The organism is Paenibacillus sp. 598K, from assembly GCF_003851045.1.
GTDB lineage: Bacteria > Bacillota > Bacilli > Paenibacillales > Paenibacillaceae > Paenibacillus_D.
The window spans coordinates 49,480-61,414 of the sequence record NZ_BFBX01000033.1 but is presented as its reverse complement, the minus strand read 5'-3'; the positions used below and the strand labels follow the sequence as shown (position 1 = coordinate 61,414).

At 56.8% G+C, this 11,935-nt stretch carries 6 protein-coding genes and 1 other annotated feature; of the genes, 4 read left to right on the top strand and 2 right to left on the bottom strand.

The genetic code is table 11. The features are described 5' to 3' along the window. The first annotated feature begins 6 nt into the window (after positions 1–6). The 4 genes from PA598K_RS11975 to PA598K_RS38765 all read left to right on the top strand — a co-directional run bounded on the left by PA598K_RS11975 (position 7) and on the right by PA598K_RS38765 (position 9,858). Positions 7–4,971, top strand: a complete 4,965-nt coding sequence (locus PA598K_RS11975) for a non-ribosomal peptide synthetase (RefSeq protein WP_185601859.1) — start codon at positions 7–9, stop codon at positions 4,969–4,971. A 2-nt stretch (positions 4,972–4,973) separates the two neighbouring features. Further along, positions 4,974–6,929 carry an alpha-amylase gene (locus tag PA598K_RS11970; RefSeq protein WP_128657187.1) on the top strand — a complete coding sequence of 652 codons (1,956 nt, stop codon included), beginning with the start codon at positions 4,974–4,976 and terminating at the stop codon, positions 6,927–6,929. Positions 6,930–7,011: 82 nt separating this feature from the next. Next, positions 7,012–7,242: a binding site (T-box leader), on the top strand. Positions 7,243–7,307: 65 nt separating this feature from the next. Further along, positions 7,308–8,567 (top strand): tyrosine--tRNA ligase, encoded by a 1,260-nt coding sequence (gene tyrS, locus PA598K_RS11965; protein WP_128657186.1) that lies wholly within the window; start codon positions 7,308–7,310, stop codon positions 8,565–8,567. A 727-nt stretch (positions 8,568–9,294) separates the two neighbouring features. Then, on the top strand, positions 9,295–9,858 hold the full coding sequence (locus PA598K_RS38765) for a collagen-like triple helix repeat-containing protein (RefSeq protein ID WP_221414125.1): 564 nt from the start codon (positions 9,295–9,297) through the stop codon (positions 9,856–9,858). A gap of 2 nt (positions 9,859–9,860) precedes the next feature. Here the strand turns inward: PA598K_RS38765 and PA598K_RS11955 are convergent, their stop codons facing one another. Both PA598K_RS11955 and PA598K_RS11950 read right to left on the bottom strand, forming a co-directional pair. Further along, positions 9,861–10,829 carry a glycosyltransferase family 10 domain-containing protein gene (locus tag PA598K_RS11955; protein WP_128657184.1) on the bottom strand — a complete coding sequence of 323 codons (969 nt, stop codon included), beginning with the start codon at positions 10,827–10,829 and terminating at the stop codon, positions 9,861–9,863. Between the two features lie 65 nt (positions 10,830–10,894). Further along, positions 10,895–11,884 carry a glycosyltransferase family 10 domain-containing protein gene (locus PA598K_RS11950; protein WP_128657183.1) on the bottom strand — a complete coding sequence of 330 codons (990 nt, stop codon included), beginning with the start codon at positions 11,882–11,884 and terminating at the stop codon, positions 10,895–10,897. Positions 11,885–11,935 lie beyond the last annotated feature (51 nt).

The following is an 11,935-nucleotide window of genomic DNA, read 5'->3' as shown; positions in this document are numbered from 1 at the left end:
ATGGAGATGTGTGAAACGGTTGACCTCACTGCAGCGATGCCGCTAACCCACCCGCAGAAGCGGATCATGTATGTGGAGCAGCGCTATCCGGACTGTCCCGTGCATGTGGTGGGCTGCCTCTCGCTCATTCGCGGAATGGCAGATGCGGAGAGGCTCGAGCGAGCAATCCGCCGCTTCGTAGCCACCCATGACGCGTTTCGGCTGCGCTTCGTGGAGAGGGAGGGGGATATGCTGCAAGCGCTGCTGCCGGCTGTCGCTCCATTCGATATTCCGGTGATCGACCTCTCGCAAGCGGAGGACCCCGATCAGGCGTTGGAGGACTATGCCGCGCAGGAGGCTCGCAAGCCGATGCCGTGTATGGGAGATACGCTGTTCCGCTTCGCGATCTTCAGGCTGGATCGCCAGCGGTCAGGCTACCTGTATACGATGCATCATCTGATTACGGATGGCTGGTCGGTGCATCGGATGTCCCGCGACATCGCCCGACACTACCAGGACGACGCGCCAGCGGGTACGCTTCCCGCGGAGAGCCCAGGCTATCTGCCGCTGCTGGAGCGGGAGCGCCGATATGCGGCTTCGCCTCGGGCGGTCCGGGATCGCGAATTCTGGATGGAGCGGTTTGCGACGCTGTCGCAGCCGTTGTTTCCCGAGGCCGACGGCGATTTGCAAGGACGCTGCCGCACCGTCGCCCTCGGGGCCGAGACGAGCGCCGCGATCCGGCAGTATGCGGAGGAGCGTGGCCTCTCGATAGCCAGCTTTTTCACGGGATTGTCCCTGATCTGGCTCTATCGCAGCCAGCAGACGGACGACCTCGCGATCGGGGTGCCCGTCTATAACCGGACGACCCGGCAGGAGAAGGAGGCGTTCGGCGTCTACACGAGCCTGATGCCCTTGCGGGTGCGGATCGATGGCGAGGATATGGCTACGTCCTTCCTGATGCGGACACAGGAGGAGCTGCGCTCTTGCTATGCCCATCAGAGGTACCCTTACGATCTGCTGGCTCAGGAGCTGGAGCTGGGCAAGCAGGGGAGACAAGGACTGTTCCAGGCGACCGTTAACGTATACAACACCCGGCTCAGCGGCGAGCTGGGCGGCTGGCAGGCGGACAACCGCGAGCTCTACAGCGGCTACCAGTTGCACCCGCTGGAGCTGGTCGTGCACGACTGGTCGGAGGGGGGAGCATTGGCGGTCGAGATCAAGTATCAGGCAGCCGTGCTCGCCGACGAGCAGATCGAGGCGATGGCGGAGATGCTGCGGCAGCTCCTGCAAGGCGTGCTGTGCGATGACAGCCAACAGGTCGATCGGCTGCCTGTCGTATCTCCGGATCAGCAGCGGCGTCTGCTCGACGCATGGGGCGCTGGCGGACATGCCGTCCCCGACTGCCGAACCGTGCACAGCCTGCTCGAGGAGCAGGCGCTGTACCGTCCAGAGCATCCGGCAGTCGTATGCGGGGGACGGCAATTGACGTACAGGCAGCTTAACGAACAGGCCAATCGACTCGCTCATCTGTTGCGGAGACGGGGCGTGAGGCCTGACAGCGTCGTAGCTGTCATGATGCAGCGGTCGGTCGAGCTGTTGGTCGGCATCTACGGCGTCCTCAAGGCCGGGGGCGCGTACGTGCCGATCGATCCGACGCATCCGCCGGAGCGCATCCGGCATGTCCTGACCGACAGCGGCGCCGCTATCCTGCTCCTGACGACGGGGACGCGCGCAGATGCGCAAGCGGCCGCAGGCGGGCTGGAGGATCGGCTGGAGCTGATCGATCTGGAGGAAGCGCAGACGCAGATGCTGCCCAGCGTCGATCCGGCTGCGGCCAGCGGCCCCAATGACTTGGCGTATGTGATGTATACATCCGGCTCGACGGGACGGCCCAAGGGCGTCATGATCGAGCACCGCTCCGTCGTCAACTTCATCGAGGCGATGGCGGAGGAGCTGCCATGGCCCGGACAGCCGGTCATGCTCGGCGTGACGACGGTGTCCTTTGATATCTTCGTGACGGAGACGCTGCTGCCGCTCGCCAAGGGGATGCCGGTCGTCCTGGCGGACGAACGCGAGCAGACGGAAGCCGCTCGCTTGCGGACGTTGATCCGGCAGAGTGGCGTCAATGTGTTGCAGTTGACGCCCTCCCGGATGATGCTACTGCTCGAAGGGAGCGAGGAGGTCGATTGGCTCGCGCAGATCGAGCTGATCCTGCTCGGAGGCGAACCGCTGCCGCCGCTCCTGCTGGAGCAGTTGAAGCAGCGCTCCGGCGCTCGCATCTTCAATATGTACGGACCCACGGAGACGACTGTATGGTCCGCCCTTCAGGAAATGACGGACACGGACACGATCACGGTAGGCCGACCGATCCGGCATACGCAGGCGCTCATCCTCGATAGCCGGGGCGAGCTGTTGCCCGTCGGCATGGAGGGAGAGCTGTGCATCGCCGGCGAGGGACTGGCACGCGGCTACAGGAATCGCCCCGAGCTGACGGAGCAGCAGTTTGTCTTCCACCCGCTGTCGGCGAACGGCCGGCTGTACCGCACCGGCGACCTGGCGCGCTGGCGAGCGGACGGGACGATCGAGCATCTGGGCCGGATCGACCGCCAGGTGAAGATCAGGGGCTACCGGATCGAGCCCGGCGAGATCGAGCATTGCCTGATGGCGCATGATGCGATCCGCATGGCCGCCGTTGTGGATGCGGCGGATGCTTTCGGGGTGCAGACGCTCTATGCGTTCTGCACCGCCTCCAGGCCGCTTGCGTCGGGCGAGCTGCGGTCGCATGCCGCCGCCTGGCTGCCGTCCTATATGATCCCTGCCGTATTCCGCGAGCTGCCGGAGCTCCCGCTGACGACGAGCGGCAAGGTGGACCGCAAGGCGTTGGCGGCGATGACGCAGAGGGGGCGCGACCTTGGCGCAGGGGAGACAGGCGAGAAGCTTGGTGTCATGACGCAGACACGTCCCATCCATGGCGCACACAAGACAGGCCAGCCAGACAAGAGCAAGTCTGCGATAGACAGCGCGGCTCGTCAGGCGAGCTCCGAGGAGACGTCGCTAACGGGTCTGGCGGCGACGATAGCAGCCTGCCTCTCCCGTCTGCTGCCCGGGGAGCCGCTGCAAGCGGGCGACGATTTCTTCCGCCATGGCGGCCATTCCCTGCATGTGCTGCGAGCCGTCGCGCTCATGAAGGAGCGGGGCATCCCGGCCCGCGCCTCCGATCTGTACACCGAGCCGACGCCGCTTGGTCTGGCGGCGCTGCTGCGACAGCAGCATGGCAGCTTTGGCTTCGCTGCAGCCGCTGCGGCCCCCGAGCTGACCCCGTCAGACTCGCGCTCTGCGATTCGCGTGCTGAGCGCCGTCACGGCCAACAAGGACGCTTTTACGTGGGAGGAGATCAACTGCTTTACGAAGCCGATGGCGATTTTGTTCGAGGCTTTGTCTCCCAGCAGTTACGAATTGTTTTTGTTTCATGTTCAGTTTGCTCTCACTTTTTTTCCGGACGGATGGCGGCAGGACCTGTTCGAGCGAAGCGCCGAGCCGCACAGCGATTTTTTTGAGATGTACGGCAAGCTGCTGCAGGGGCTGTTCGATATCGCTATCGAACGTCGGAGCTTTGTCAGCGTCTCCGAGATGAGCGCGTGTCTGACCCAGGCCATCGACAACGGACATCCGGTGCTGATTCCTGGAGATCTGTACGGCCTGTTCTACTCTCATCACTATATGAGCGAGCCGCATACGCATTATTTTATCGTCAAAGGCTACGATGCCAAGCGGGGGCTGGTATATCTGCTGGACAATATGCACACGGAGGAAGGGACAAGGCCGCTCTACACCGACTTTGTCATCCGCCTCGGGGACCTGTACGAGATGAGCCGCTATTACGCGGACAACTGGTGCGGCGCAGGGACGAAGCCCCATCTGTGGGAGCTCAGCAAGCAGGACGAGAACGTCGTTACGCCGCTGCAAGCGCTGGACTATCATCAGGAGCAACTGGAGCGGTGGGCGCGTGGGGAATCCGCCCTACGATTCATCGAACAGGAGATGGCGCGCGAGGCCGAGGCGAGCGGCGATGCGGCCCGGATCATGAAGCTGATCCCGCTGCCCAATTACAAGCGAGTGTATTACAGCGTGCTGTTCCGTCTACTCGGGCAGGCGGGCATCGACAGCGAGTCGATCGAGGGGCTGCGCAGCCGCAGTCTGGAGTTGGCACAGGCGTGGGAGGCCGCGCGCTTGCAGTTGTTCGACCGGATCGGCGAGCCCTCGCCCGCCTATGCTTCATTGCACGCGGAGATGGCTGCGATCGTGGCGCGCGAGCATGTATTCTTCGGGGAGATGCTGGCGGCGCTGCGCCGGATCGACAGGTCGACCGTCGTCAGGAGCTCTGGCGAGTATGACATCCGGGGCGCCGGCCGCATGCTAGTCTATAATCCGAACGGCACGCAGATGGAGCTGGGCGAGCAGTCGGTCCGCATCACGCATACGGAGGAGAGGCCGGACGATACGTGGATCGTCAAGGACGAAGCGCCGCAGCTCCTGCTTCGCCCGGTCGGCGAGCGCTTCTCCTTCGAGGTTCGCGTGCACAGTCGCAACACTTACGGACCCTGCTTCCATAACGGCATTATCGTCAAATTCGGCGATACCGCCAAGGTCATGTTCGGGTGCGCCCGGCGCAAGCTGCTGGGGGTATTTTATCCGGAGCATACGGATAATTACGAGTGGTATGCGCGGTCTGAGGTTAATGATCTTCATGACCTTCGCGTGGAAGCCGATGGCTCCGGGCGTTTGCATTTTCTGGCCAGGCACGGGGAGGAAGAGCAGTGGGAGAGGCTCTGCGAGCTGCCGATCCCTGCGGAGGTGAGACAGATCGGCATCTTCTCCAAGACGTGGGAGCCGACAAACCATACCTCCGAGTTCTCGCAATTCCAATACAAGGAAGACGAACGGCTGGACAGGAAGGTTCAAGCCGCCATTTATACCGAGGGGAGAGGGTAACGATGCCGATGGATTCGCCGTTGCAGCGCATAGCCGATTATTTAATTGAGGTGCAGGAGGGTCAGGAAGGCCGCAGCTTCTGGGTGCCGGAGCTCTGGAATAGCTGCGAATATCGTGAGATCGAGGATCGGTCCGGGGGAGAGATCCGGGTGAACGCCGTCCAATTCATCGCAGCCCATCTGCAAGCGCTGCTGGAGACCGGCGGGCCGGACGCGGTCTCCGATCGGCAGGCGGTCGACCTGGACGAGAGCGTCATCTACTCCTCACTCGTGCGCTACTCAACAGCATGGGATTACGATCATGACGGCCGCATCCAATCCGGCACCTTCCTGCGGATGCTGCTCTTGCTGCCGATACTAAAGCGGATGGGGGTAAATATCCTCTATATGCTGCCGGTGACGCGCTACAGCACGTTGCATCTCAAAGGCAATATCGGCTCGCCGTACGCCGTGCAGTCGCTGTTCGACCTGGACCCTCGCCTGCACGACCCGCTGCTGGACGGGATGCCGGAGCTGACGATCCACGACGAGCTGTCCGCGCTGGTGGAGGCGTGTCATCTACACGGGATACGGGTCGTCGTCGATTTCATCCCTCGCGTCACCGCACGGAACAGCGATCTGATCCGCGAGCATCCGGAGTGGGTCTATTGGATACGCAAGGAGGAGCTGGACGGATTCCGGCCACCGCATATCCCGGAGCTGGGCTTCTTCGAGGAGTGTACGCCGGACAAGCTGGAGACTGTCTACCGGAGCGCGGAGACCGCTGCGTTCCTGGACAAGTTCTCGCATCCGCCCAATGTGCTGGACCCCGAGCTGTGGGAGCGCTTGCGGGCGCGCGCCGAAGCGACCGGGGAGGAGCTGCTGACGCTGGTGGAGGAGGAGATGGGGATCACTACCTCTCCGGCGCATTCGGACTGGATCAACGACGTGCAGCCGATCTGGACCGATATTACGTTCTTGCGGCTATACAGCGACTTCTCGCCCGTCGTCCGCCCATACATCCGTGACGACCAGGCGCCGTATGTGCTGTTCGATACGATCAAGTGCAACTACTATCCAGCGGAGCAGCCGAACCGGGAGCTGTGGGAGCATCTGCTGGAGGGAGTCCGATATAATCTGGATCGCTACGGGATCGACGGCTTCCGGATCGATATCGGCCATGTACTGCCGACTCCGCTGCTCCAGGAGGTGTTCGATACGATCCGCTTGATCCGCCCGCAGGCGCTGCTCATCAGCGAGGATCTGTTCAACCGCAATCATAGCAAAGCCGCTGCCGTAGGCTACAATATCATGCTCGGCAGCGGCTGGAATGTGATGACGGATATGACCAAGGACAATCTGCTCGCTTATGTGGAGGAGCTGCCGAGACTGGATATCCATGTGTTCGCCTGCGCCGAGACGGCGGATACGCCGAGGATCGTCAGTCGCGGCGGGATTGGAGTCGCACGTATGATCTCCGTCTTCAATCACTTTTTGCCGCAGGCGATCCCGTTCCTCGCTACCGGCTTCGAGCTCAATGAGGCGCAGCCGATGAATTGCGGCCTCGGAGACAACACGGACGGGGCGGATATCCCGCGCGCCTTCTTCCATGAGATGACGCTCAACTGGACCAATCCCGCGCCGATGATCGGTCTGCTGGAGCGGCTTAGCGACGTGAGGAGGGCGCTGCTGCCGCTCATGCGTCCGGCGAATTTCTTCACCGCGGAGTCTCCTGACGGCGTCGTCATCTACGGCTACCGGGACGGGAAGGCATGTATGGCGGCCTGCTTCAATCTGAGCGAGCTGCGGTCCTCGCCTATCGAGCTGTCTGCTGTGGCGGCCTGCTCCGCATGCGACCTGAGCGTCGTCGTGGACAGCGACCCCGCGTCCGCGCTTGCAGGTCAGCGGCTCGAGCGGGTGCAGTTGCAGCCGCATCAGGCGCTGGTAATGTGTACCAGGCTCGACCCAAGTTTTAGTTAGTCGAGACAGGCGCCAACATTTCGCCTGAACACAGAGTTGACAGTGGATATTTATTTCTCTATAATGCTTGTAATGTTATATCACCTTTACGTTGAAGGAACCCAGTAGCAGCCTAGTCCCTGTAACAGAAAGCCGGGGGTTGATGGAACCCGGTACACACGACGGCGGCGAATTACACTCTGGAGTATCCCGGGTAATGCCGGGCGGGTCTGGCGAACGATATCTCGTCAACGAGTGGCAAGAAGGGAAGTGCGCGCGGCTTCCGTTAATCTTGCAATCTGGGTGGTACCACGGTTATCCAATCGTCCCTGTGTTAGTAGACACGGGGCTTTTTTGCGTTTGGACAGGATTAGAATAGAGACGAAGGGATGTTACACAATGAATATTATCGATGAACTAACGTGGCGCGACGCCATTAATCAACAGACGGACGCGGAGGGGCTGCGGGAGCTGACCGAGCAGAAGTCGATCTCGCTATACTGCGGCGTCGACCCGACGGGAGACAGCATGCATATCGGTCACCTGATTCCGTTCATGGTGCTCAAGCGATTCCAGTTGGCGGGCCATCGTCCGGTCATCCTGATCGGCGGCGCGACCGGGACGATCGGCGATCCGAGCGGCCGGCAGTCGGAGCGCTCGCTGCAGACGCTGGAGCAGATCCAGGACAATGTCGAGGCACTCTCTGCACAACTGCGCAAGCTGTTCATAACAGAGGGCGACAACCAGATTCGAATGGTCAACAACTACGATTGGATACACAAAATTAATGTGATCGAATTTTTGCGCGACTACGGCAAAAACTTCAGCATTAATCAGATGCTGGCCAAGGATGTCGTGTCGAGCCGACTGGATAGCGGTATCTCGTTTACCGAATTTTCGTACCAGATCCTGCAGTCGCTTGATTACCTGCACCTGTACCAGTCGGAGGATGTGCAATTGCAGATCGGCGGCTCCGACCAATGGGGCAACATTACGAGCGGTCTTGATCTGATCCGGCGCAAGGAAGGCTCGGAGGCGGTAGCCTTTGGCCTGACGATCCCGCTCATGCTCAAGGCGGACGGCACCAAATTCGGCAAAACCGCTGGCGGCGCGATCTGGCTTGATTCGAAAAAGACGACGCCGTTCGAGTTCTACCAGTTCTGGGCTAATACAGATGACCGCGATGTCATCAAATACTTGAAGTACTTCACCTTCCTGACCAAGGAGGAGATCGACGCGCTGGCCGAGAAGGTCGAATCCGAGCCGCATAAGCGGGAGGCCCAAAAAACGCTGGCTGAGGAAATGACGCGCTTCGTACATGGCGAGGAGGCGCTGGAGCAGGCCAAGCGGATCACGGCGGCGCTGTTCACCGGCGACATCAAGTCGCTGACGGCAGACGAGATCGAGCAGGGCTTCAAGGAAATGCCAACGTTCGAAGCTACGCAGGAATCCAAAAACATCGTCGACTGGCTCGTCGATCTTGGCATCGAACCGTCGAAGCGTCAAGCTCGCGAGGATGTTACGAAAGGCGCAATTACGATGAACGGCGAGAAGGTGACGGATGTCGCCCGCGACGTCACGTCAGAGGATGCGATCGGCGGCCGCTTCATCATCATTCGCAAAGGCAAAAAAAATTACAGCCTAGTGAAGCTAGCATAGCTTGGCGAACCATACCAAACCAAAGACACGAGCGGATGCGCTCGTGTCTTTTTTACAGATTTCACCCTGCGATCGGCCAGATCAGATGACGCTCCCAACTACATTATGGCAGACCTGTAGGCGTCCAATTGAGCAAGCCCGGTCACATGCATTTTTTGTGAATAAGCTATAGAAGATGGGAAAAGATCGCCTTTCTCTTCAGTTTGAAACAAGGAGGCTTATTAGCATGTCACAGCCCAATCTACCCAATATAACGCCAGCGGTTTCGCTTACCAGAGACGATGCCATTAATCTGATTCTGTCGTCTATCGCGATGGAAGAGTTGGGATTAAGCCATATCCTTAATGCCGAAGGAGAAAAAATACAATATGTATTAGGCACCCTTCCAGGAGGAACCACGTTGGCGCCAACGCTAGACGACCTGCTGTCCGTTAATCAAAGTGTGAGGAGCACGATAGATAGCGCGACACGAAATCAATTTCTTTTGCAGCACAAGCTGGAGTCCGCGCTAAATGCAAGTACGATGATAGGCCCCACAGGCCCAACAGGACCCGTCGGTCCATCCGGCGGCCCTCCAGGTCCAACGGGTCCAACGGGAGCCACGGGTACTGCCGGACCGATAGGGGCAACAGGCGTCACGGGTCCCATCGGTTCGACTGGGCCGACAGGAGCAGCGGGGACAACCGGACCAACGGGCGCTGCGGGCTCAACGGGTCCGACAGGAGCAATGGGTGCTACAGGTCCCACAGGTCCCATTGGTTCGACAGGTGCCTCTGGTTCAACCGGCTCGATAGGCGTGACGGGTGCTACCGGTCCAACCGGACCAATGGGGGCAACGGGCGCCACCGGAGAAGATGGAGTGTTCTCTCCATCTTACGCCAGCTTCTGGTGCGGCACTGTAACAGTGCCTCCAAATACAATCATACCGCTTAATGTATCCAATGGAGCTAATACGGCTGGATTCGTACTGCTCAATGGGGTTATCACTGTTCCGGAAACGGGGGTCTATCTGGTTACTTACAATTATTCTGTTGATGTTGGAGGGCAATATGTTTTTGTGAATTTGAGGAAAAACCAGGTGGATGTGGGGTCTGAAACAGGCTCTTCGTCAGGTACGGTAAGCTTCAATACTCAAGCGTCCAACTCCAGAACCGTTCTGGTCAGTTTAGCTGCTGGCGATATGCTGGATTTGTACCGTTTCGGCGGTACAACAAATACGATTTTTACTTCTTCAGGAGGGTTGGTTGTCTCTAGTAGCGCTGCTCAAATCACGCTCGTCAAACTGTCTTAACTCTAAAGAAAGGCATCCCGGGATTGCTCCAATTCTAGAATTGTATCCGTAATGGTGCGGCTAAACGCTTCCCGCGTGAATTTAGACAGATAGGTTGGACTGGCAAGGAACTGTTCGATCCGATCCAGATACGCCTCATGCTCCTCGGCAGACATGGTGTTGATATGAGCATATAAGCTGTCATAATCGGGGAATTTTCTGAAGTCAATGAAGGTGTCCGCGGGTATGTACTTCTCAATGTTAGGGGCTCCATAGTAAATCGGCACGCACGAGGCATGAAAGCAATCAAATATTTTCTCGGTAATATACCCGTTCAATTCGCGGGCATTTTCGTAGCAGAGCGAGAATTTGTAATGCGGTAGTATTTCGCCTTTGCTTGTAACAGTACCTCGATAAGATGGATAGGAATCCGGACTCCAATGATACCCATATAAATCAAATTCCTCCGGACATCGTTGTTCAAAGAAACGAATAGCCTGTCTTCGTTCTGAGTAGAGTTCCAGAGGATGCGAATAAAATTTATCGCTGTTAATCAAAACGCAGGTTTTTTTCTGTTCAAACGGAATCCGGGGATAGCGGGCATCGAAATGGGGCCATTGAAATTTGACATACTTTTCATCGACAAGCAAGTCATCCATCCAAGTAAATACTTTACTGAAATATCGATGATTGGAGGTAATCCAATTAGGTTCATAGACAACCGGAGGCTCAAACGTAATGAGCAGCATTTTGCGCCGAAATGCTTCGCTTGTCAAGTATTTTGTGAAATAGGAATTCTGTGCGCTTAGAACAATAGAGGGAAGATCTAAAAAAAGTAAATAATCACAAAAAACAGGATCTCCTTCTGAAATTGGAATCGTATGAAACCCCTTTTTCTCTAAATATTCTCTGAGATACCAATATGGCTGAGGTGAATCTGGAATGTGGTGATTATAGACATCATAATTGTTATGCATCAATATTTGCTTCACGATCAGTCCTCCTCCGTGGCTTTACGAAGCCTCCTGGTAATGAAGACTTCATATTATCATCCTACCTACCGGTTTTGACCCATCTCTAGAATCGTTTCAATAATTTTATGGCTGAAAGCATCTTGGGTGAAATTCGATAGATAAGCTGGACTGGCAAGGAACTGTTCGACCCGGTCCAGATACGCCTCATGCTCCTCGGCAGACATGGCGCTGATATGAGCATACAAACTGTCATAATCGGGGAATTTTCTGAAATCAATGAAGGTGTCCGCGGGTATGTACTTCTCAATGTTAGCCGCTCCATAGTAAATCGGCACGCAAGAGGCATGAAAGCAATCGAATATCTTCTCGGTAATATATCCGTTCAATTCGCGGGCATTTTCGTAGCAGATCGAGAATTTGTAATGCGGTAGTATCTCGCCTTTGCTTGCAACGGTACCCCGATAAGAGGGATAGGCAGCCGAACTCCAATTTTTTCCGAATAAATCAAATTCATCTGGACATCGTTGTTCAAAGAAACGAATAGCTCGTCTTCGTTCCGAGTAGAGTTCCAGATTATGAGAAGAAAATAAATCGCTGTTAATCAAAACGCAATTTTTTTTCTGTTCGAACGGAATCCGGGGATATCGGGTATTAGATTGGGGCCAATGAAATTTGACATACTTTTCATCGACAAGCAAGTCATCCATCCAAGTAAGTACTTTACTGAAATATCGATGATTGGAGGCAATGTAATTGGGTTCATAGACAACTGGAGGTTCAAACAGGACGAGAAGCATTTTGCGTCGAAAGCTTTCACTTGCCAAGTATTTTGTAAAATAAGAATTTTCGGCGGTTAAAATAAAGGGGGGCATGTCAAAAAAAAGCAAATAATCGCAAAAGACGGGGTCTCCTTCAGCGATTGGCACCAAATTATATCCCTGGCTCGCCAAATGTTTTTTAAGATGGTGGAACGGCTGAAGTAAATTATCATGGTTGTAAGGCGAATCTGGATTAAAAAGCACGTTACTGTGATTAAACACATCATAAAGGTTATGAGTCACGATCTGTTTCATGCCCTCAATTCTCCTCTCTGACTCTACGAAGTCCCCTTAAATTTGTATGTA

Coding starts and splice junctions, on each gene's coding strand:
- PA598K_RS11975 (WP_185601859.1), top strand. CDS start 7: ATGTGTGAAACGGTTGACCTCACTGCAGCGATGCCGCTAACCCACCCG.
- PA598K_RS11950 (WP_128657183.1), bottom strand. CDS start 11,884: ATGAAACAGATCGTGACTCATAACCTTTATGATGTGTTTAATCACAGT.
- tyrS (WP_128657186.1), top strand. CDS start 7,308: ATGAATATTATCGATGAACTAACGTGGCGCGACGCCATTAATCAACAG.
- PA598K_RS38765 (WP_221414125.1), top strand. CDS start 9,295: ATGGGTGCTACAGGTCCCACAGGTCCCATTGGTTCGACAGGTGCCTCT.
- PA598K_RS11970 (WP_128657187.1), top strand. CDS start 4,974: ATGCCGATGGATTCGCCGTTGCAGCGCATAGCCGATTATTTAATTGAG.